Annotated in this window: 17 protein-coding genes; 15 read left to right on the top strand and 2 right to left on the bottom strand. The window is 59.3% G+C overall.

The window, feature by feature from the left end:
* Position 1: 1 nt before the first annotated feature.
* The 4 genes from ACFOTD_RS26680 to ACFOTD_RS26665 all read left to right on the top strand — a co-directional run bounded on the left by ACFOTD_RS26680 (position 2) and on the right by ACFOTD_RS26665 (position 5264).
* Positions 2-1186, top strand: coding sequence for an acetyl-CoA C-acyltransferase (locus ACFOTD_RS26680; protein WP_378122993.1), 1185 nt, complete (start codon positions 2-4; stop codon positions 1184-1186).
* 98 nt (positions 1187-1284) lie between these two features.
* A complete protein-coding gene (locus ACFOTD_RS26675; RefSeq protein ID WP_378122992.1) occupies positions 1285-3069 on the top strand; it encodes an acyl-CoA dehydrogenase family protein in 1785 nt (594 codons plus the stop codon).
* Between the two features lie 29 nt (positions 3070-3098).
* Entirely contained in the window at positions 3099-4790 is a 1692-nt protein-coding gene (locus tag ACFOTD_RS26670) for a long-chain-fatty-acid--CoA ligase (RefSeq protein ID WP_378122991.1), read from the top strand.
* A 48-nt stretch (positions 4791-4838) separates the two neighbouring features.
* Positions 4839-5264 carry a PaaI family thioesterase gene (locus ACFOTD_RS26665; protein ID WP_378122990.1) on the top strand — a complete coding sequence of 142 codons (426 nt, stop codon included), beginning with the start codon at positions 4839-4841 and terminating at the stop codon, positions 5262-5264.
* Between the two features lie 218 nt (positions 5265-5482).
* On the opposite strand, the gene rpsT is transcribed toward ACFOTD_RS26665, so the two are convergent.
* Complete coding sequence (gene rpsT / locus ACFOTD_RS26660; RefSeq protein WP_090114936.1) at positions 5483-5755, bottom strand: 30S ribosomal protein S20; 273 nt, start codon at positions 5753-5755, stop codon at positions 5483-5485.
* Between the two features lie 209 nt (positions 5756-5964).
* Here rpsT and gpr point away from each other — a divergent pair, with 209 nt between their 5' ends.
* The 10 genes from gpr to ACFOTD_RS26610 all read left to right on the top strand — a co-directional run bounded on the left by gpr (position 5965) and on the right by ACFOTD_RS26610 (position 19296).
* Positions 5965-6948: a GPR endopeptidase gene (gene gpr, locus ACFOTD_RS26655; protein WP_378123001.1), complete on the top strand. Its 984-nt coding sequence runs from the start codon at positions 5965-5967 to the stop codon at positions 6946-6948.
* A 418-nt stretch (positions 6949-7366) separates the two neighbouring features.
* Positions 7367-9241, top strand: coding sequence for a cache domain-containing sensor histidine kinase (locus ACFOTD_RS26650; RefSeq protein WP_378122989.1), 1875 nt, complete (start codon positions 7367-7369; stop codon positions 9239-9241).
* Positions 9238-10764, top strand: a complete 1527-nt coding sequence (locus ACFOTD_RS26645) for a response regulator (RefSeq protein ID WP_378122988.1) — start codon at positions 9238-9240, stop codon at positions 10762-10764. The genes ACFOTD_RS26650 and ACFOTD_RS26645 overlap by 4 nt, the downstream gene beginning before the upstream one ends.
* A 122-nt stretch (positions 10765-10886) precedes the next feature.
* Positions 10887-11765, top strand: a complete 879-nt coding sequence (locus ACFOTD_RS26640; protein ID WP_378122987.1) for a carbohydrate ABC transporter permease — start codon at positions 10887-10889, stop codon at positions 11763-11765.
* 3 nt (positions 11766-11768) lie between these two features.
* Positions 11769-12596, top strand: coding sequence for a carbohydrate ABC transporter permease (locus tag ACFOTD_RS26635; protein WP_378122986.1), 828 nt, complete (start codon positions 11769-11771; stop codon positions 12594-12596).
* A gap of 108 nt (positions 12597-12704) precedes the next feature.
* Complete coding sequence (locus tag ACFOTD_RS26630) at positions 12705-13763, top strand: LacI family DNA-binding transcriptional regulator (protein WP_378122985.1); 1059 nt, start codon at positions 12705-12707, stop codon at positions 13761-13763.
* A gap of 512 nt (positions 13764-14275) precedes the next feature.
* The gene (locus ACFOTD_RS26625) at positions 14276-15244 is read left to right on the top strand and encodes a glycoside hydrolase family 113 (RefSeq protein ID WP_378122984.1); all 969 of its coding nucleotides are present in this window, start codon (positions 14276-14278) and stop codon (positions 15242-15244) included.
* A 45-nt stretch (positions 15245-15289) separates the two neighbouring features.
* On the top strand, positions 15290-16510 hold the full coding sequence (locus tag ACFOTD_RS26620) for an AGE family epimerase/isomerase (protein WP_378122983.1): 1221 nt from the start codon (positions 15290-15292) through the stop codon (positions 16508-16510).
* Between the two features lie 3 nt (positions 16511-16513).
* Complete coding sequence (locus tag ACFOTD_RS26615; RefSeq protein WP_378122982.1) at positions 16514-17719, top strand: glycoside hydrolase family 130 protein; 1206 nt, start codon at positions 16514-16516, stop codon at positions 17717-17719.
* Between the two features lie 242 nt (positions 17720-17961).
* Positions 17962-19296, top strand: coding sequence for an ABC transporter substrate-binding protein (locus tag ACFOTD_RS26610; protein ID WP_378122981.1), 1335 nt, complete (start codon positions 17962-17964; stop codon positions 19294-19296).
* Positions 19297-19368: 72 nt separating this feature from the next.
* Here the strand turns inward: ACFOTD_RS26610 and ACFOTD_RS26605 are convergent, their stop codons facing one another.
* On the bottom strand, positions 19369-19524 hold the full coding sequence (locus ACFOTD_RS26605; protein WP_378122980.1) for a hypothetical protein: 156 nt from the start codon (positions 19522-19524) through the stop codon (positions 19369-19371).
* 846 nt (positions 19525-20370) lie between these two features.
* On the opposite strand from ACFOTD_RS26605, the gene ACFOTD_RS26600 reads away from it, so the two are divergent.
* Positions 20371-21657, top strand: coding sequence for a stage II sporulation protein P (locus ACFOTD_RS26600; protein ID WP_378122979.1), 1287 nt, complete (start codon positions 20371-20373; stop codon positions 21655-21657).
* Positions 21658-21660 lie beyond the last annotated feature (3 nt).

Genomic DNA, 21660 nt, shown 5'->3' with positions numbered 1-21660 from the left:
CATGAGAGAGGCAGTCATCGTATCGGCCGTGCGCACGCCCGTCGGCCGCGCCAAAAAAGGAAGCTTCGTCCATACGCGCGCCGAGGACCTGGGCAGGGCCGTGCTGGAGGCCGTCATTGCGCGGGCGCCGGGCGTCGCCAAGCGCGACGTCGAGGATGTCATCGTCGGCTGCGCGATGCCGGAGGGCGAGCAGGGCCTCAACTTCGCTCGCATCATGTCGCTGTACGCGGGCTTTCCGTCCGCTGTGCCCGCGATTACGGTCAACCGGTTCTGCGCGTCCGGGCTGCAGGCGATCGCCTTCGCGGCCGAGCGGATCGCCGCCGGCGGCGCGGACGTCATCGTCGCGGGCGGCGTCGAGAGCATGAGCCATGTGCCGATGGCGGGATTCAGGCCCTCGCCGCATCCGGCGATCGTCGACGAGCGGCCGGATATTTATATCGCGATGGGCCACACGGCGGAGAACGTCGCCGAGCGCTTCGGCATTTCCCGCGAGGACCAGGACCGCTTCGCCGCGGACAGCCACCGCAAGGCTGCGCTGGCGCTGGCGTCCGGCGCTTTCCGGGAAGAGACGGTGCCCGTGGCGACGTCGGTCCGCGGCTTCGGCGCGGACGGCAAGCCGTGGGAGCGGCGGCTTGTGCTCGAGGCGGACGAAGGCGTCCGGCCGGATACGACGCCGGAGGGGCTCGCAAGGCTGAAGCCGGCCTTCAAGGCCGGCGGCACGGTCACGGCGGGCAACGCTTCCCAGATGAGCGACGGCGCCGCAGCCTTGCTTGTCATGAGCCGCGAGCGCGCGGAGGCGCTCGGGCTCGCGCCGCTCGCCGCGTTCAGGTCGTTCGCGCTTGCCGGCGTCGACCCGGACGTGATGGGCGTCGGTCCTGTCGAGGCCATTCCGAAGGCGGTACGCATGGCGGGTTGGTCGATGGCCGACGTCGATCTGTACGAGATCAACGAGGCGTTCGCTTCGCAATGCCTGCACATCGTCCGCGCGCTGGCGCTTGACGAAGGCAAGGTGAACGTTAACGGCGGCGCGATCGCGCTCGGGCATCCGCTCGGCTGCACGGGAGCCAAGCTCAGCGCTAGCCTCATCTACGAGCTGCGCCGCCGCGGCGGCGGCCGCGGGATCGTGTCGATGTGCATCGGCGGCGGGATGGGCGCTGCCGGCGCGTTCGAAGTTTATCCTGCTTAGCGGGAAGCCGAACCGCGACTCGCCATCTATGTCTTTAAGCGTCATAAGCGTCATAAGCGTCATAAGCGTTATCAGCGTTCAAGGGAGGTTCCTCGCTAATGACAGGAAAAACGTTCGAAAAAACGGCGGGCGGCGGCTTTGTCGTCGCGGACGCCGACTTTGCCTCGGTCGCAACGCCCGAGGACTTGACCGAGGAGCAGCGCATGATCGCCGAGACGACGGAGGCGTTCGTCGACCGCGACGTGCTGCCCCATGACGAGCGGCTCGAGAAGCTCGATTACGAGCTGACCGTCAAGCTCATGCGCCAGGCCGGGGAGCTCGGTTTGCTCGGCGCGGACGTTCCCGAGGAATACGGCGGCCTCGGGCTCGACAAGATCAGCTCGGCGCTCATCAGCGAGCGGCTGTCCCGCGCGGCTTCCTTTGCCCTGTCGATCGGCGCGCATGTCGGAATCGGCACGCTGCCGATCGTCTATTTCGGCTCGCAGGCGCAGAAGCGCAAATATCTGCCCGATCTTGCGAGCGGGCAGCGGATCGCGGCCTACTGCCTGACAGAGCCGTCGTCGGGCTCGGACGCGCTGGGCGCCAGAACGACCGCCCGGCTGTCCGAGGACGGCAGCCATTACGTGCTCAACGGCACGAAGCAGTTCATTACGAACGCGGGCTTCGCGGACATCTTTATCGTCTATGCGAAGGTCGATGGCCAGCACTTCAGCACCTTTATCGTCGAGCGGACGCTGGCGGGCGTGAGCGTCGGACCCGAAGAGAAAAAAATGGGCATCAAAGGGAGCTCGACGCGGCCGCTCGTGCTCGAGGACGTGAAGGTGCCGGCCGAAAATCTGCTGTGGGAGGTCGGCAAGGGCCATCTGATCGCCTTCAACATTTTGAATATCGGCCGCTTCAAGCTTGCCGTCGGCTGCCTGGGGGGCGCCAAGGAGGCGATCGCCTTAAGCGCGAAGTACGCCAACGAACGCGTTCAGTTCGGCAAGCCGATCTCCGCTTTTCCGCTCGTGGGGAAAAAGCTCGCCGAGATGAACGCGCGCGCCTACGTCCTCGAGAGCGTCATCTACCGTACCGCCGGGCTTATCGATGCGGGATTGTCGGACATCGATCTTGCCTCGTCGGATTCGGGCGTTCAATCGGCCAAAGCGATCGCGGAATACGCCATCGAATGCTCGATCAACAAGGTGTTCGGCTCCGAAGCGCTGGATTTCGCGGCCGACGAAGGCGTCCAGATTCATGGCGGCTACGGCTACATCCAGGAGTACAAAATCGAGCGGATATACCGCGACTCGCGCATTAACCGCATTTTCGAGGGCACGAACGAAATCAACCGGCTGCTGATCCCGGGTACGCTCGTCAAGCGGGCGCTCAAAGGGCAGCTGCCGCTGCTGCAAAAGGCGCAGGCGCTCCAGGCCGAGCTGCTGCAGCCGATGCCGGGGCGAACGTTCGAAGGCGCGCTCGAAGAAGAGACGCATCTGACGGCGATGGCCAAAAAAATATTTTTGATGGCAGGCGCGGCTGCCGTTCAGCGCTTCGGTCCAAGGCTGGAGGAGGAGCAGGAGGCGCTCGCGGCGCTGGCCGACATCCTGATCCAGCTCTATGCGATGGAGAGCGCGCTCCTCCGCGCGAAAAAGCAGCACGCGAGCCAGGGTGAAGAGCGGGCGGCGCTCGCCATCGCCATGACGCGCACGTTCGTGCATGACGCGTTCGGACAGATCGAGGCGCTCGCCAAAGAGACGCTGGCGGCCGTCGATTCCGGCGATTCGCTGCGCACGCAGCTGTCTGCGCTCAAGAAGCTGACGCGCCGCAGCCCGCTGGACACGATCGGGCTCAAACGTCAGGTCGCGGCGGCCGTCATCCGGGAGGAAGGCTATATCAGCTAGGACAGCGATAGACTCCGGACCGTGAGGTGATGGGTTTGTCACAAGCGCCTTGGTATGTTCATTATCCTAGCGAAGTGCCCAAGACCTACCCGTATCCGCAGCACAATCTGGCAGCCTTCCTCGTCGCCTCCGCAGAACGTTTTCCCGACCGCACCGCGCTCAGCTTTATGGGCAAAAAAATAACCTACGCGCAGCTGCTGGACGACGCATACCGGTTCGCGGGCGTCTTAGGGAGACTGGGCGTCGGTCGCGGCGAGCGGGTCGCGATCATGCTTCCGAATTGTCCGCAGCTTGTCGTCGCCTATTTCGGGACGCTGCTTGCCGGGGCCGTCGTGGTCATGACCAACCCGCTGTACGTTCAGCGGGAAATCGCGCATCAGCTCAAGGATTCGGGCGCCGTCGTCATTCTGACGCTCGATCTGCTGTTCCGAAGAGTGAAGGAGGCCGCAGAAGAACTGCCTGATTTGCAAATGATCGTGACATCCATTAAAGACGGGCTTCCGCTTCCGAAAAGCTGGCTGTACCCGATCAAAGCGAGAAGGGAGGGGCTCGATCGCCAGGTTTCCTACGGGCCGCGCGTCCATCGGTACGCCCGGCTGCTGCGCGATATGCCCCCGCTGCCGCTTCACGCGGAAGTGGACGCGGAGCGCGAGCTGGCGCTTCTCCAATACACGGGCGGCACGACGGGCGTCTCCAAAGGCGTCATGCTGACCCATGCCAATCTCGTCGCCAACACGATTCAAACGAGCCTGTGGTTTTACAAGAGCGTGCCCGGACGGGAGCGTTATTTGGCGGCCCTTCCTTTTTTCCACGTGTTCGGTTTGACCGTGCTCATGAATCAGGCGATCATGCTGGGCGGCGAGCTGATCCTCGTGCCCAAGTTCCAAGCCGAAGACATTCTGCGCATCATCGACAGGCAAAAGCCGACGGTGTTCCCCGGCGCGCCGACGATGTACATCGCGCTCATCAACCATCCGAAGGTCCGCGACTACGATCTGTCATCGATCGAAATTTGCATCAGCGGCGCCGCGCCGCTGCCATACGAGGTACAGGAGCGCTTCGAGGCGATCACCGGCGGCAAGCTTATCGAAGGGTATGGACTGACGGAGGCGTCGCCGGTAACTCATGCGAACAACATTTGGGAATACCGCAAAAAAGGATCGATAGGGCTGCCTTTTACGGATACTTTTGCGAAAATCGTGCATCCCGCCACCGGGGAGGATCTGCCGATCGGGTCGACGGGGGAGCTCGCGATCAAGGGGCCGCAGGTTATGAAGGGCTATTGGAACCGGCCTGAGGAGACGGAGCGTGCGCTCCGGGACGGCTGGCTGCGCACGGGCGACATGGCGCGCATGGACGAGGAAGGCTTTTTCTATATCATGGACCGGATGAAGGATATGATCATCGCGGGCGGCTACAATATATTTCCCCGGGAGATCGAGGAGGTGCTGTTCGAGCATCCCGCGATCGAGGAGGCGGCGGCGCTCGGCGTACCCGATCCGTATCGCGGCGAGACCGTCAAGGTGTACGCCGTGCTGAAGCCCGGAGCGAAGCTGACCGAATCGGAGCTCAAGGCGTGGTGCAAGGAGCGCCTTGCCGCCTATAAGGTGCCGCGCGTATACGAGTTCAGGAGCAGCCTGCCGAAAACGATGGCGGGGAAGGTGCTGCGGCGCAAGCTGCTCGAAGAGGAGTCGGCCGGCCGCGGTCCAAACGACCGATAAGGGCACCGGGCGTCGCTCTGGCGGCATGCCCGAGGGGGAGGAAGCGTCATGGAAGGAACGAACCCGGCGTCCGGGTCCGATGAGGAGATGGCCGAGCGGGCCAGCCGCACGTTCTGGGGATACCTGGGGTGCGAGCTGATCCGGCGGGACGCGCGCGAGACCGTCGTCGAGCTGGAGGTCGAGGAGCGGCATATGAATTTGATCGGCATGATGCACGGCGGGGTGCATACGGCGCTGCTGGACTCGGCGATGGGGCTGGCCGCGATGACGGCGCGCCCGGACGAGGACGTCGTGACGTCGAGCCTGAACATTCATTTTACGTCGCCGGCGCGGGCGGGCAAGGTGCGTGCGATCGCGACCGTCGTGCATATGTCGGGGCGGATGGTGACAGCGGAGGGGAGACTGTACACCGTGGACGGCAAGCTGTCGTCGATGGCTACGGCGTCATTTCGCGTGCTTGAGCGGAAGAGCTGAAGCGGGCGCCGGGGGTCTAAGGCGAACCGGATCCAAAAATGCGAGTTGCATCCAGGTGCAAGCCGCATCCAAGAGTAGATCGCGTCCAAGAGTAGATCGCGTCCAAGAGTAGATCGCGTCCAAGAGCTAGCCACCCAAGAGCAAGTCATCCAAAGTTCAAAAAAGCCGTACCCCGGAGGGTACGGCTTTTAAACGCCATTATGGATTCAGTCGCTGGCTTACGCTTGCGCGGACAGCGCGTTCAACTTCTTGGCGAGACGGGACTTCTTGCGGGAAGCCGCGTTCTTGTGGATGAGGCCCTTGGTTACTGCCTTGTCCAGCTTCTTCTGTGCCACTTGAAGCGCATTCTTCGCTGCTTCGACGTCCGTACCCACTACGGCTACGTCCGCTTGCTTAACGGCAGTACGAAGAGCGGACTTCTGGGAAGCGTTGCGAAGGCGGCGCTTCTCGTTCGTCTTGGTACGCTTGATCGCGGATTTGATGTTCGGCATTGATTTCACCTCCTGCAAAAACTGCAAGTATTTCTCCACACAACTTGTAACATTCTATCATGCAAGGGGGCAAAACGCAAGACAATCGCGGAGCCGTCGCGGCATCGTCCATGAGGCGCGAATGCGCGGCCGGCACGCGAGCGGATAGCGGGTGCCCCGTTCAGCAGTCGGAGAGGAGCGAATATGCGTTGAGCGAGCTTGATCTAAGCATGTACGACGTCAGAACGGACTTGGCGCTCGAGGCCAAGGAGAGGGCGGAGTCCCAGTCTGGCGGCAGCATCCCGGGCGTCTGGACCGAGACCGCGCGCGAGGGCGGCATCACCGTCACGCGGATGGAAATTCAGACGGAGCAGGGTGCGCAGGCGATCGGCAAAATGCAGGGGCATTACGTCACGTTGGAGGTTCCGGAGCTGAGGCGCGGGGATACGGAGCTTCAAAATCGCGTCGCGACGACGTTCGCCAGAGAATTCGAAGCGTTTCTCGCCCGGATCGGCGTCGGACCGAAAACGTCCGTCATGGTCGTCGGACTCGGCAACGGCAAGGTCACGCCGGATGCGCTCGGCCCGATCGTCGTCGAAAATCTGATGGTGACGCGCCAGTTTTTCGAGTTGATGCCCGGCCAGGTCGGCGAGGGCTACCGCTCCGTCAGCGCGATTGCGCCGGGGGTGCTCGGCACGACGGGCATCGAGTCGAGCGATATCGTGCTCGGGGCCGTGCAGCAGGCCAAGCCGGAGCTCGTCATCGCGATCGACGCGCTGGCGGCGAGATCGCTCGAGCGCGTCAATACGACGATTCAGATCGCGGACACGGGCATTCACCCGGGCTCCGGCATCGGCAACAAGCGCAAGGGACTGACCCGCGCGACGTTGGGGGTGCCGGTGCTGGCGATCGGCGTGCCGACGGTGCTGTACGCCTCCACGATCGTTAACGACGCGATGGACATGGTGCTGGCTCACATGAAGAAGCATACGCCCGATACCGATCCGCTGTTCGGCGTCTTCGGCACGATGGCGGGCCAGGAACGCCTTCAGCTGGTCAAAGAGGTGCTGCAGCCGATCGGCCACGATCTGCTGGTCACGCCCAAGGAAATCGACGACTTCATCGAGGACCTCGGCAACATCGTCGCGAGCGGCCTTAACGCGGCGATGCACCAGGCGATCGATACGGACAACGTGGCCGCTTACACGCACTGATCCGATCCGGGATGCCCGGCAGATCGGACATGCCGTCTCTTTGAGCAGCTTGCGGCTGCCGGGAGGCGGCTTTGTTTTATGCGCCGAAGCGTTTGTTTCTAGCCAGGACTCTTTAAGCGGAGCAGCCGTTGTAAAGGGCGGAATTGTTCCTCGTTGGCCCTATGTGCGCGTAGCAGGTTAGGCGAGGTACTTGTTTGTTCCTGGCTGGGGCTACCTGCGCATAGCAGGTGAGGCGAGGTTAACATTTGTTCCTGGTTGGGACTACCTTACCGGAACACCGTTCAAAGAGGAAATTTCCCCGCGTCCGATCGTATCCGCTTACTTCGTTAGCCTTTGTTATGTATAATGGGTATCGCTAACGATAACCGTACATGGCGCGTCATATTCGTAAGGCGTGGCCTTCTGCGAGGAGAAGCTCATGATAAAAGGGAAACGGCGGCTCGCCCGCCCGCGTAGATGGTGGCCGGAACGGATGGAGAGCAAGCTGATCATCGTGTTCCTGTTCCTGATCATTCTGCCGATCGGGGTGCTCACCTACGTCGCAGCGCAGCGTTATTCGAATTCGATCGAGAGCAATACCGTCACGTTCGTCTCCCAATTGTCCGACCAGATGATGGGGAAGATGGACGATTATATTGAAGACATGAAAAAAATATCGATCATTCCTTCTTACCAGGCCGACATCATGGAAGGACTCAAGATGTCGAACGGCTTCTACGGCGGCCATTCGAGCGGAGAAACGGGCGACAGCGGCGTGCTGACGGAGCAGGAGCGCACGCGGCTGGCCATCGACCGCAAGATCGGCAGCAGCATTTATTTTATCAACAATATTAAAAGCAGCACGAATGTCGTGTATTTGTTCGACGTATACGGCAATCCGTACTTTGCCATTAAAAATACGGCCATCCGCTCCGACCTGCAGGACGTGCTGCCCAGATGGACGGAGCTCGCCGAGGAGGCGCACGGCACGCCTGTGCTCGTCAGCACCCAGGACGTCGCGGGAAGGGCGACGAGCAGCCGCTACGTATTCACGGTCGTGCGCAAGATTATCGATCCGCGGACGTTCGATTCGATCGGGATGATCGCGATCGACGCGAACATCGGCGTCATCGACAACATCATTAAGGACTTGGACAAGTCTACGCACGGGAAGACGTTGGTCGTCGACAAAAGCGGCAGCGTCGTGTACGACAGCGACAAGTCGCTTATCGGGCAAAATCTGAAGAACAGCGAGCTCATGCCCGGCCCGCTGACCGAACAAGGCAGCTTTCACACGAAAATCGACGGTAAAGGCGTTCTGGCGATTTTTAAAGAGTCCTCCGTTACGGGGTGGAAGGTGCTGATCACGATTCCCGAGGACGAGCTGATGTCGGACGCGCTGCGAACCCGCACGTATACGATCGCGGCGGCGCTTGCCATCATGGCGTTCGCCCTGCTGATCTCGCTGGTGCTGGTGTTCGCGATCACGCGCCCGCTCCGGGGACTCGTCCGCATGATGAAGGAAGTGCAGACGGGCAATCTCGACGTGGCGTTCCCCGTCGTCAGTCGCGACGAAGCGGGACTGGTCGGCAGCGCGTTTAACCGGATGATCGACCGGATCAAGACGCTGATTCAAGACATTTACGCGGTCGAGGAACGGAAAAAGGAAGCGGAGCTGCAGTCGCTGCAGCATCAGATCAATCCGCACTTCATCTATAATACGCTCGAATCGATCCGCATGACGGCCGTGCTCAGCGACAACAAAGAAGTGGCGACGATGACCCAGTTGCTCGGCAAGCTGCTCCGTTACAGTATCCATGGCGGGCTCGAGAGCGTGCCGATCGCGAAGGAGTGGGAGCATCTGGGCATTTACGTGCAGCTGCTGAACTATCGGTACGGCAGCCGCTTCGAGCTGGAGCTGCCCGATGCGCGGGAGACCGAAGGACTCAGCGTAATCAAGCTGCTTTTTCAGCCGATCGTCGAAAACGCGGTCTATCACGGGCTTCACGAGTCCCGCAGCGGAATGCGGATCCGCGTCCTGTGCAAGCAGGAGGGCAAGGATCTGCTGTTCGAGGTAGAGGACGACGGAGAGGGTATGGAAGAAGAGACGCTACTCAAGCTGCAGGCCTCGCTGCTCCAGGCGCCGGACGGCGACAATACCGGCATCGGCCTTAGAAACGTCAATGAACGCATCAAGCTGAAATACGGAGAAACCTACGGGCTCTCGATCCGCAGCCGCTTCGGCCACGGTACGGTCGTGACCGTCCGCTTGCCGGCGGCGCCCGCAGCGCAACAAGGGGGAGAAGCGACATGATCGTTAATATCGCAGTCGTCGACGACGAGGAAAAAATCAGGCAGGGACTCGCCAAGTTAATCGAAATGACGGGCGACGAATACAAAATCGTCGGTATATATTCCGGGGGACAGGAGCTGCTCGGCGAGCTGGGCAGTCTCGACGTAGACCTCATTTTCACCGATATCAAAATGCCGCAAATGAACGGCCTGCAGCTCATCGAGCAGGTGCAGCGCCGCAGGCCTAAGGTGAAATTCGCCGTGCTCAGCGGCTTCAGCGACTTCGAGTTCGCGAGAGGCGCCATCCGGCAGGGCGTAGAGGATTATCTGCTGAAGCCGGTTGACCAGGACGAGCTCGAGGAGCTGCTCCGCCGCGTCAAAAACAACCTCGAGCTGGAAAGCTACCGCAAAGCCGTCGCGGCCGAAGAGCATATCCGGCTGCTGCTCGGAAACGACGTCCGTCATCTGCCCAGCCATATGACGGAAGGCGCGGGACGCGAGCTGTCGCAGATCGGCTTGTTCAAGGAGCACTTTGCGGTCGTCCTGCTGCGGACGGACCCGGAGCTTACCGGCGAACGGCTTGCCTTTTATATGGAAGCCTGGAACCGTGAGCACCGCAGCTTCGTGTGGGAGCCGCGGCAATCGGTCATCGTCGTGGCCATCGGAAAGGGCGACCATGACGATACTGCCCGCGGCATCGCTTCGACGCTGCTCCAGCGGATCCCGCATGCGGTTCATGCGCGCATCGGCGTGAGTGCGGTCCACCAGGGGCCGCTCAAGCTGCGGGACGCCTATCAGGAAGCGGAAGCCGCCATGCAGCAGGTATGGTACGAAGACGGTATCAAGGCGATGAACGATTTTCTGCATCTGGCGAAGCGGCCGGAAGACGTATCCGGCTTGCTGCGTCTGCTGGACAAAGATTTCCGTCCCGCGCTGCAGCTGCTCGATCTGACCCGGGCGGAAAACGCGCTGCGGGCCTGGCTGGAGGAAGCGGGCAAGCTCCGTCCGGCGTGGCCGACGCTCAGCGAAGCGGCGTCCGCCGTATTCGGCCTGCTGCGCGGCGAGCTGAGCGGCCGGCAGACCCGGCTTCCGGCAGGCGAGACCGAGGACGAGCAGCTGCGGCTGTCCCCGGTGCGTTTCGTGAGCTGGCATACATTTACATCGGAGTTTATGGAGTCGGCAGCGGCTCTGCTTCACATACTTAAGGAAGCAAGACAGGAAAATCGCGTCGTGGAAACCGTTAAGGCCTATGTACAGGAGCATTTTACGGAAGAACTCGAGCTGCAGCGGCTCGCGGACCGCGTCTACTTGACGCCCAGCTATCTGAGCAAGCTGTTCAAGACGGAGACAGGCGAGACGATCACGGATTACATCATTTCCGTGCGCATCGCCCATGCCAAGGAGCATCTGATCCGCAACCCCGCGCTCAAAACGTACGAGGTGGGCGAGATGGTCGGATACGGGGACCCCGCATACTTCAACAAGGTTTTCAAAAAAGTGGTCGGGTTGACCCCCAAGGAGTATCGGGAGCGAGTTAGGTTGTAGTTATCCAAATTGAAGACAAGGAAAACAAACGTAGAACCTTAAAAGGCATAACTGAATCGGGTATAATCATTGTAAGCGATTTCCATACGGTGACTTGACCGACGACGAAAGCAGGGGTGTCTATGTTTAACCTGAGTTACAAAACGCAGCGGATTCTCATTCTTTTCGGATTCCTCACGATTCCGGTCCTCTTGTCGTTGACCTTTTCGTACTATCCGGCGCTGTCGTTGCTTTACTACAGCTTTACGGACTGGAGCGGCCTTGGTTGGGATATGAATTGGGTCGGATTCGACAACTACAAGGAAATTTTCTCCCGTCCGGAAATCTTCGGCGTCTTTAAGAACAATGCCTACTACTTCGTAGGCGGCTTGCTCCAGACGTGCGTCGCGCTTTACTTCGCGGTCGTGCTGACCAGCAGGCTCAGGGGACGCAATATTTTCCGCTCGATGCTATTCATTCCGTACGTCCTGCACAGCGTCGCCATCGTCATCATGTTCCGCAACGTATATCACGTCGAGTACGGCTCGCTGAACATTTTTCTCGAAGCGATCGGTCTGGGCTCCTGGCAGCAGCAATGGCTGGGCAATCCGCACTTGGTTAACTTCTCGCTCGCCTTTATCTCGATCTGGAAATACTTCGGTCTGACGATGGTTATTTTCATCGGCGCGCTGCAGTCGATTCCGGCCGACAACTACGAAGCCGCCAAGATCGACGGCGCCTCGGGCTGGCAGACGTTCCGCTTCATCACGCTTCCGAGCATTCGCAGCGTTCTTGAGCTGATGCTGATTCTGACGCTGACCGGCGCGCTCGAAGCGTTCGATATTCCGTACATCATGATGCTCGGCGCCAACGATACGCACACCTTCGTTTCGAAGACGGTCGACATGGCCTTCAAGTTCCAGCAAACCGGACTCGCGTCCGCAATGGCCGTCGTCCTGCTGCTGATCGTCATCGCCTTCATCATCCTGCAGCGCAAGCTGCTGTTCAGGGAGGAGAAATAAGCGATGGAGCGCCAAAATAAAGCCTGGACGATATTCCGTTACGTAACGATTGCGATCGCATTGTTCATCGTGTTCTTCCCGATCTATTCGGTGTTCATCTCGGCCTTCAAGACGCAAGCCGAGTACTACAGCTCGGGACTGCAGCTGCCGCACGACTGGTTCAACTTCGACAACTTCAAGAAGGTGTTCAAGGTCGGACGTCTCGGCCTCGGCTTCAAAAACATCGGCATCATCCTCGTCGTGTCGCTGGCCGGCAACGTGCTGATCGGCACGATGGTCGCTTACGCTCTTGGCCGCTTCGACTTCAAGATGAAGAAGCCGATCATGGGCATGTATCTCGTCGCACAGGTCATTCCGATGATCACGACGCAGGTCGCGACGTTCCAGGTCATCAAGTTCCTGGGCGCCTACAACGAGATTTACGCGCCGATGCTGTTGTACCTGGGTGCGGATGTCCTGCAAATTGTCATTTACCTGCAATTCGTCAACAACATTCCGAAGGATCTCGACGAGAGCGCGATGGTCGAAGGCGCATCGCTGTTCAAGATCTACCGGTCGATCATCTTCCCGCTGCTCGCGCCGGCGACGGCCACGCTGATCATCATGAAGACGATCTCGATTTACAACGACTTCTATACGCCGTACCTGTACATGCCGAGCCGCAAGCTGCAGGTCGTCTCGACCGCGATCTATTCGTTCGTCGGTCCGAACGCGGCGCAAATCAACGTCATCTCGGCGGGCATTCTCATCATCTTCATCCCGACGCTCGTGATTTACTTGTTCCTGCAGCGCTACATTTTCGCAGGCGTCACGAACGGCGCGGTCAAGTAAGAGACGATTTCCGGCCATGACGCTAACGATCCGAATGTGTTATGATAACAATTAATCTTGTTATCAACGCATTCGGATTTTTTATGGGCGGAAAGGGTCGTACGATAGATGTCTAAAAAAGTAACGATGCAGCAAATCGCCGATCATGTAGGCGTTTCCAAATTCGCCGTATCCAAGGCGTTGGCCGGCAAATCCGGCGTGAGCGCGGAGACCCGGGAGAAAATCATCAGCTCGGCAACGCAGCTCGGCTACTTTGCGGGCAAGCGGATCAAGAGTACGGCTTCCCGCGCAGGAGCCGATTCCGCGGGCAGGACCCAGCGGGAAACGATCATCGTGCTCATCCCGAACGTACGGGAGCAAAATCGCCACTCCTTTTACTGGGGACGCATCATTGACGGCATTACGACCGGACTCGAGCAGCATCGGCTAGGCATGATGATCGTCACGGAGCATATTACGGACAACTTTATCAAGCTTATCAATCCGGACGGCGTGCTCGGCATCGTCTGCGTCGGCCACATCAGCAACCAATTGCTGCTCGAGATTCGCAATTTGTCGATCCCGTTCGTCATGGTGGACCATGAGGATCCGCTGATTCCGTCGGACGCGCTGTTCATGAATAACTACGAGTGCATGCGCCGCGTGACCAATTACCTGCTCGGCAACGGCCACCGCAAGCTCCAGTTCGTCGGCAACACGCGATACTCCCGCAGCTTCTACGACCGCTGGCTTGGCTACCGTTCCTTACTCGAAGAGCAAGAAGTTCCGTTTGAGCAAGAGCCGGGACTGATCTCGCTCGAGGGGGAGAACCGCTCCGAGCATACGGAAGCGCTCACGGAAATCGTAGGCGACATGCAGGCGCGCGAGGCGCTGCCGACCGCGTTCGTGTGCGCGAACGACTCGCTCGCGCTGTGCGTCGTCACGGCGCTGATGAAGCACGGCATCCGTGTGCCCGAGGACGTCTCCGTCACCGGCTTCGACAACATCGAAGACGCCGCGCTCTCGACGCCGACGCTCAGCACGGTCAACGTCAACAAGGAGGCGCTCGGCCAGCGGGCGGTGGAGACGCTGCTATGGCGCATCAACCATCCGGAAAGTCCCAAGGAGCGGATCCTGCTGTCGGGGGATTTCGTGTTCAGGCAGTCGACGGGGTTGGCCAACGGGTGAATGCAAGTTAAAGAGTCAATTTTTTATTCAAAACGCCGCAGGCGCTTCTGCGGCGTTTTTTTGTCGTGTGTCGATGGGATTGGAAAGTGGTTCGTGGACCAGAGATCCGTTATTCGTTGGAAATCCAGGTTTTTTAGCGCCTCACGGACTGTGGTTTCGTTAACTCGTCATTTTTGAAGACCATAGGGCATTCGAAACCGAATTAACGGATCTGGTGTCCGGCAGCGTGTATAACAATGCCCGATTTGCGGATATAGGAGCTCTGTGGTCCGGCCCGGACGAAGGCAACATGTATCGCTTCTATTTCTTGCCTTCTTGCTTGCTCGTTCTTCCGATAATTCCGGTTCATTTTTGCTCCGCGGACCAATAATGAAAGATGGTTGTCCCCATTGACTTCTCCCCCCCAGGTGGTACAATCACCTTGAGAATATTGTTATCTTAAATGGCTAACAAAATAGATAACAATACAGCAAGACGCGTTTACAAAAGTTCGCGCAAAAGGAGCTGCAAGCATGAGCAAACAGGTTTGGAACGAGACGGTCAGCGGCATGACCTGGGGCTGGGTCGGCACGCGCGGCACGTGGACGGGGAGCGAAGCGGACTTCTCGATGGAGGAGATGGCGAAGCTTGGCGTGAACTGGACGGCCATCGCGCTGTCGGCGCTGCAGGAGACGCCGCAATCGACTGAGATTCCGTACTGGGAAGAGCCGACGGTGACCGACGACGAGGTTCGCTCGGCGATCCGCAAGGCGAAGTCGCTGGGCATGAAGGTGTGCCTCAAGCCGGTCGTCAACGTGAATAACGGAACGTGGCGCGCGCACATCGGCTTTTTCGACGAAGAAGTGCCCGGGGAGCCTAGCTGGGCGCAATGGTTCGCGAGCTATGGCAAGTTCATCGCCCATTACGCGGCGATCGCGGAGGAAGAAGGCTGCGAGATGCTGTGCATCGGCTGCGAGATGGTGCAGACGGACAAGCGCGAATCCGAATGGCGCGCGCTCATTGCCGATATCCGTCCGATCTATTCCGGCCTGATTACCTACAACTGCGATAAATATCAAGAGGGCCGGGTCAAATGGTGGGACGCGGTCGATATTATCTCATCGAGCGGCTACTATCCGATTCACGAGTGGGAAGAGCATCTCGATCGCATCGAGGGCGTGCTCGCCCAGTGGAACAAGCCGTTCTTCTTCATGGAAGCCGGCTGCCCGAGCCGCGAAGGCTCGCCGCTGCGCCCGAACGACTGGTCGCTGCCTGGCGGTCCGTCGGAGGAGGAGCAGAAGCGGTACTATGAAGCGATGTTCGGCGCTTGCGCCAAGCGCGATTGGATGCGCGGCTACATGCTGTGGGATTGGCCGGCCAAGCTGTACGACGCGAAGGATGCCGCGGCCAACGACGATTACTGCATGTACGCCAAATCCGCTGCGAAGACGGTCGGCGACTTTTACAAGTCGGGACAGACGCCGGAAGGCTTGAACGCCTGAACATCAGAACGTCCGGCGACGGAACAAGAAGAGGGGGACTAACGCATGACGCAGCAACTGACGGGCGCGCAGTGGCGGGAAGAGCTGACCGCGGAGCTTAAAGACAACATCCTCGGCTACTGGCTGAACAATACGGTTGACGAAAAGTATTTCGGATATATCGGCGAGATTGCGAGCAGCGGCGAGAAGCAGCCGGAAGCGGACAAAGGACTCGTGCTGCACGCGCGCATTATGTGGACGTTTGCGTCCGCTTATCGTCTGTACAAGGACGAGACGTATCTGTCCGCATCGAAGCGCGCTTACGAGGCGCTCAAGACGCATTTCCGCGATCCCGAGCATGGCGGCCTGTACTGGCTGATCGACGTTAAGGGCGGCGCCGTTTCCGATAAGAAGCAGGTGTACGGACAGGCGTTTGTCATTTATGCGCTATCGGAATACGTACGCGTGACCGGCGATCAGGAAGCGCTCGCCTGGGCGGAGGAGATCTACCGGCTGCTCGAGAAGCACGCTTACGATCCGGTACACCTCGGCTATATCGAGGCCCTTGCGCGTGACTGGACCGAGACGGAGGAACTGAGCCTCTCCGGCAAGGATCTGAACGAGCGCAAGTCGATGAACACGCATCTCCACGTGCTGGAAGCTTACACGAACCTGTATCGCGTCTGGAAGCCCGAAGGTCTCAAGGCGAAGCTCAAGGAACTGATCGAGATCCACCTGGACAAGATTATCGATGCGAAAACCGACCATTTCCTGCTGTTTTTCGACGACGAGTGGAACTCCAAGGTTTCGCATGTGTCCTACGGCCACGACATCGAAGGCAGCTGGCTCCTGTGGGAAGCGGCAGAGGTGCTCGGCGACGAGTCGCTTCTCCCGCGCGTCAAGGAAGCGGCCGTCCGCATGGCGAAGGCGACGCTCGAGCAGGGCGTGGACGAGGACGGCGGTTTGTTCAACGAGTACGACGGACATCACCTCGACGACAGCAAGGATTGGTGGCCGCAGGCCGAGGCGATGGTCGGCTTCCTGAACGCCTACCAGTTGTCGGGAGAAGCGAAGTATTTGGAAGCGGCCAAGCATAGCTGGTCGTTCATCTCGAACTTCGTCAGCGACCGCGAGGGCGGGGAATGGCACTGGCAAGTGACGCGAGCCGGCGAGCCGGTCGTTAACGCGAACCAGCCGAAGGTCGGCCAATGGAAATGCCCTTACCACAATAGCCGCGCATGCATCGAAGTGCTGGAGAGACTCGAACATTTGAAAACGGAGGCATAATCCATGAGCGAATTTCTGAACCAAATCAAGCAGTTGAACGAGCAGTACGAAAAACTGATCGCGCAGCCTAACCCGAAGGTCGAACCGGGCAACGGCGTCTACTGGCGCCACGAGCACCCCGTCGTGACGAACGCGCATGCGCCGCTCTACTGGCGTTACGACCTGAATCCCGAGACGAACCCGTACCTGATGGAGCGGATCGGCGTCAACGCCGCATTTAATGCGGGCGCCATCAAGCTGAACGAAAAATATTATCTCATGGTGCGCGTCGAAGGCGTCGACCGCAAATCGTTCTTCGCCGTCGCGGAGAGCGACAAGCCGACCGAAGGCTTCCGCTTCTGGGACTTTCCGGTGCTGCTCCCCGAGACCGAAGATCCGGACATCAACGTATACGATATGCGGCTCGTACAGCATGAGGACGGCTGGATCTACGGTCTGTTCTGCAGCGAGCGCAAGGATCCGGACGCGCCGAAGGGCGACACGTCCAGCGCCAACGCCAAAGGCGGCATCGCCCGCACGAAGGACCTGATCAACTGGGAGCGTCTCCCGGATCTGGCGACCCCATCGCCGCAACAACGCAACGTCGTGCTCCATCCCGAGTTCGTGAACGGCAAATACGCCTTTTACACGCGTCCGCAAGACGGCTTCATCGATACGGGCGCCGGCGGCGGCATCGGCTGGGGGCTGTCCGACAGCATGAATCCGGCGGTCGTCGACCATGAGGCGATCGTGGACGAGAAAGTGTACCACACGATCAAGGAAGTGAAGAACGGACAGGGCGCCGCGCCGATCAAGACGGACAAAGGCTGGCTGCATGTCGCACACGGCGTGCGCAACACGGCTGCAGGCCTGCGCTATGTCATCTACGCGTTCATGACCGCGCTCGACGAACCGAACCGCGTCATTCACGCCCCGGCGGGACACCTGATCGCGCCGGAAGGCATCGAGCGCGTCGGCGATGTGTCCAACGTCGTCTTTACGAACGGCCTGATCGCCGAGGAGACCGGCGAATTGTACATTTACTATGCTTCGTCCGACACGCGCTTGCACGTTGCCTCGACGACGATCGACCGGATGATCGATTATGTGTTGAACACGCCCGAGGACGGACTTCGCTCGCGCGCCAGCGTAGAAACACGCAACGAGCTGATCGCGCGCAACCTCGAGCTGCTGGAACGTCCCGAATACGCCTTTTTGAAACGCGGCTAAACGCCCGCAAGCAAAATTGAATCGGATGGGTAAAAATCCCCTAATCGGCGCATACTAATGGCCGGTTAGGGGATTTTAAGCTAAAAGTTTTTATTTGTTATCATAATAGATGACAATAAAAACAAAACGATTGCCTGTTTTTGCATAGGGAACGGCGTATAATTAGGTCATGTAAGCGATCCCAACGCAGCGCTTACAAAGCTGGAGGTTCAGCTAAAACCATCAATCTGGGGGTCATACAAATGAAGAAAAGCACGCTTGCCATCTTGTCGTTGCTGACGGCTTCCGCCGTACTCTCCGCTTGCGGCAGCAACAACAACAATAACAACGCATCTCCTTCCGCATCGGCATCGTCGTCCGCCAGCGCTTCGGCATCCGCATCCGCGTCCGCATCGAGCGGCGAAGCGAACGCCGACCTGTCCGGCAAGATTCTCGTGCTGACTCACCGTACCGACTACATCAGCGACGGCACGTTCGACAAGTACGTAGCCAAGTTCAAAGAAAAATATCCGAAGGCCGAAGTCGAATTTGAAGGTCTGACCAACTACGCTACCGACATCAACACGCGTCTGACGACCGGCGAAGCCGGCGACGTTAACATGATCCCGACGGGTCTTGCTGCAAGCGAGTATCCGAAGTACTATGAGCCGTTGCCGGACTCGATGTTCGATAACGTCTACTTCGCGGACTTCGACGCATTCGAAGGCAAGCGCTACGGCATTACTTCCGGCGTCAACACGCAAGGCCTCGTTTACAACAAGAAAGCGTTCGAAAAAGCGGGCATCACCTCGACGCCGAAGACGCTCGACGAGCTGTACGCAGACGCGCAGAAGCTGAAGGATGCCGGCATCATCCCGCTGTACATGAACTTCGGCGCGCAATGGCCGATGGGCAGCTGGGGCGAGAATTCCTACACGACCGTAGCAGGCGACGCCAAGTGGACCGATTCCTTGATCTCCACCGACACGCCGTTCACCGTTGACGGACCTTGGGGCCAACTGATCACGATCGCGCGCAAATTCGTCGAGAACAAGTGGGTCGAATCCGATCTGTCCACCAACAACTGGGAAATGTCCAAGGGCGAAGTCGCATCCGGCAAAGCCGCTATGTACTTCCTCGGCAACTGGGTTATCCCGCAAGTCATCGGCGCCGGCGCGGCTTCCGACGACATCGGTTTCTTCCCGTTCCCTTACGACAACAGCGGCAAGTACAACGCTCCGCTCGGCGGCGACTACTTCGTCGGCGTAAGCAAGGACAGCAAGAACAAGGAGCTCGCAACGGCTTGGGTCGAATTCTTCGTCAAAGAATCCGGCTATGACACCGACTCCGGCTTCATGCCTGTCGACAAGACCAAGACGCCTGCCGTACCGCAGCTGGCAGAATTCAACGCTTCCAACCCGACGTACATCGAAGGCGTCGCAGTCGACCCTCGCTACAACGAGATCGCCAAGAAGGCCGAGATCGCGCTGGGCACCGGCTCCGTCGACCAAGACCTGATCGTGGCGAAGGATCTGAAGAAAGCGTTCGACGATCTCAATGCCAAGTGGGCGAAGGCTCGCAAGGACCTCGGCTATTAAGCCGTAACCGGGTCAGCTAAACCGACGGCAACATCGAGAGCTGCAACTTCGAGAACTGCATCAAGAGTCGCATCAAAACCGCAGCAAGAACCGCAACAAGAGACGCATCAAGAGCTGCAATAAAACCGCATCAAGAGCTACAACAAGAGTCGCATCAAGAGCTGCACCAAAAGCAGCAACAAGTGTCGTATCAAGAACCGCATAGCGACGGCGCAGGACGCCGTCCAACCAAAGCCTCCCGGCAGCCGCCGGGAGGTTTTTTCGGCATTTTCGCAACGTTAAAAACACCTTGCCTCCTTGTAAATAAAGGAGCAGGGGGAAGTGGCGAGGTACGGCGAGCAAAATCTAGAAGCGTTAGCTGGGAGTCCGAGATAGAGACGGTACGGTAAATAAAAGCCTGCAACCGTGCAGGCTTTTAGCCCGAATATACGAGCGGAAGCGGAAATGCCTGCAAATCAGCATCTTTTTAACTGCGAAGTGCGAAATCTCTAAAGGAAAAGCAATAAAAGCCTGCAGATTCGCAGCCTTTTATCGCGCAAGATCCTTCCTATATGAAAAGGATGTAGATTTGCAGGCTTTATGCGTTTCTCGAGTTGGGGAAGAGGCGACGAGGTCGAGAAGTGGAGGGAGTAGAGAGGAAGCGGTGGAGTGTGGAGATGTGGAGAGACGGAGAGACGGAGAGACGGAGAGACGGAGAGACGGAGAGACGGAGAGACGGAGAGACGGAGAGACGGAGAGACGGAGAGACGGAGAGACGGAGAGACGGAGAGACGGAGAGGTGGAGAGGCGGAGGGGCAGAGAGGTGGAGAGGCGGAGAGGCGGAGAGGCGGAGAGGTGGAGAGACGGAGAGGCGGAGAGGCGGAGAGGCGGAGAGGTGGGGAGGTGGAGAGGCGGAGAGGTGGAGAGGTCGAGAGGCGGGTAGCTGGAGGCCCGAGACGCGGATCGCGAATATCGAGTGCCGCGACGAATCTAGTTCTAGCATCTCTCAGATGCTCATAGACTTCACTATCGCTTTCGCAAGCCGGAAGACAAGGTAGTCTAAGAGATCCCTGACAGGGGAAACGGAGGTGCGGGATGATCCGTGCGGCGCTATCGCATTACTTGCCGGTCTGGCACAGACAGTTCCGTAGATTTTTGGCATCGGGACGCGCATTTTTGCTTCTAAGCTTTTGCTCGATGGTCATGTTCGTCCTCCTCGGCCTGGGCGGCATCTTGCAGATTAAGCTGGCTGCCTCGCCCGCGCAATCGATGAAGGGCTTCGCGGCTTCCGTCTCGGATACGTTTTTCTCCTCCATGCTCGGGCTCGAGCTGCCGCAGATGGATAAGAAGGGCGGAGGAAGCAGGATGGACGGGGAGCGGATCGCGGCGTTTCTGCTGCGGTTTCTAACGGACGTCAATCCGGGCGATCCGAAAAGCCTGCTTGCGGCCGAGATGCCGGGTGCGGGCGGGGACGAGCCGATCTTGTTCCGGACGGGCTCCGGCGGCTCGGACAGCGCGCCGGAAGATTACAGCCCGCCGGCCACGGATTCGACGGACGATCCCGGTACGGACACGGGGACCCAGCCAGGCGGAGGCACGGACAAGCCGGATCCAACCGCAAAGCCCGAGCCGGACCAGAACGGAGAGACTGCCAACCCGGCGCCTACGCCCGATAAGGAGGCTTCGCCGGGCGAGTCGAAGACGACCGAAGGCCGCAAAGTCGTATTTATCTATCATTCTCACAACCGCGAATCCTACTATCCCGAGCTGCCGCCTAGCACCAAGGATCCGAACTCGGGCAAGGTCAACGTAACGTCGGTCGGCAAGCGCCTCGCGGATCAGCTGGAGAAGCGGGGGATCGGCGCGCTGCACTCTTCCAAAGATTACGCCGGCACGGTTAAAGACTACGATTGGAACCAATCCTACAAGTATTCCAAGCAGACGGTCACGCAGGCGATGGCAGGCGACAAGGACTTGACCTTTTTCTTCGATATTCATAGAGACTCGCTTCGCCGCAAGGAATCGACCGTCACGATCGGCGGCAAGGATTACGCGCAAGTGTTTTTTATCATCGGTCAGCGCAATCCGAACTGGAAGCAGAACGAAAGCTTCGCCAACGAGATCCACGAAAAGCTGGAGTCGACCTATCCCGGCCTATCGCGCGGCATCTGGGGCAAGACGGCCGCCACAGGCAACGGCGAATACAATCAGTCGCTGGCGCCGGACAGCGTGCTTATCGAGATCGGCGGCGTCGACAATACGCTCGAGGAATGCTACCGCACGGCAGACGCGCTTGCCAAGACGATCGCGGATCTGTATTGGCAGAATCAGCATGCAGAAGCAGCGGATGCCGGCAAGAACGACGCGGCCAAGGCTGGTTAACGG

It is taken from the genome of Cohnella sp. GCM10012308 (assembly GCF_042649185.1).
In the GTDB taxonomy this organism is placed as follows: domain Bacteria; phylum Bacillota; class Bacilli; order Paenibacillales; family Paenibacillaceae; genus Cohnella.
This window is presented reverse-complemented; position numbering and strand designations above follow the sequence as displayed.

Coding starts and splice junctions, on each gene's coding strand:
- ACFOTD_RS26670 (WP_378122991.1), top strand. CDS start 3,099: ATGGGTTTGTCACAAGCGCCTTGGTATGTTCATTATCCTAGCGAAGTG.
- rpsT (WP_090114936.1), bottom strand. CDS start 5,755: ATGCCGAACATCAAATCCGCGATCAAGCGTACCAAGACGAACGAGAAG.
- ACFOTD_RS26615 (WP_378122982.1), top strand. CDS start 16,514: ATGAGCGAATTTCTGAACCAAATCAAGCAGTTGAACGAGCAGTACGAA.
- gpr (WP_378123001.1), top strand. CDS start 5,965: ATGTACGACGTCAGAACGGACTTGGCGCTCGAGGCCAAGGAGAGGGCG.
- ACFOTD_RS26600 (WP_378122979.1), top strand. CDS start 20,371: ATGATCCGTGCGGCGCTATCGCATTACTTGCCGGTCTGGCACAGACAG.
- ACFOTD_RS26635 (WP_378122986.1), top strand. CDS start 11,769: ATGGAGCGCCAAAATAAAGCCTGGACGATATTCCGTTACGTAACGATT.
- ACFOTD_RS26640 (WP_378122987.1), top strand. CDS start 10,887: ATGTTTAACCTGAGTTACAAAACGCAGCGGATTCTCATTCTTTTCGGA.
- ACFOTD_RS26620 (WP_378122983.1), top strand. CDS start 15,290: ATGACGCAGCAACTGACGGGCGCGCAGTGGCGGGAAGAGCTGACCGCG.
- ACFOTD_RS26630 (WP_378122985.1), top strand. CDS start 12,705: ATGTCTAAAAAAGTAACGATGCAGCAAATCGCCGATCATGTAGGCGTT.
- ACFOTD_RS26625 (WP_378122984.1), top strand. CDS start 14,276: ATGAGCAAACAGGTTTGGAACGAGACGGTCAGCGGCATGACCTGGGGC.
- ACFOTD_RS26675 (WP_378122992.1), top strand. CDS start 1,285: ATGACAGGAAAAACGTTCGAAAAAACGGCGGGCGGCGGCTTTGTCGTC.
- ACFOTD_RS26650 (WP_378122989.1), top strand. CDS start 7,367: ATGATAAAAGGGAAACGGCGGCTCGCCCGCCCGCGTAGATGGTGGCCG.
- ACFOTD_RS26680 (WP_378122993.1), top strand. CDS start 2: ATGAGAGAGGCAGTCATCGTATCGGCCGTGCGCACGCCCGTCGGCCGC.
- ACFOTD_RS26665 (WP_378122990.1), top strand. CDS start 4,839: ATGGAAGGAACGAACCCGGCGTCCGGGTCCGATGAGGAGATGGCCGAG.
- ACFOTD_RS26645 (WP_378122988.1), top strand. CDS start 9,238: ATGATCGTTAATATCGCAGTCGTCGACGACGAGGAAAAAATCAGGCAG.
- ACFOTD_RS26610 (WP_378122981.1), top strand. CDS start 17,962: ATGAAGAAAAGCACGCTTGCCATCTTGTCGTTGCTGACGGCTTCCGCC.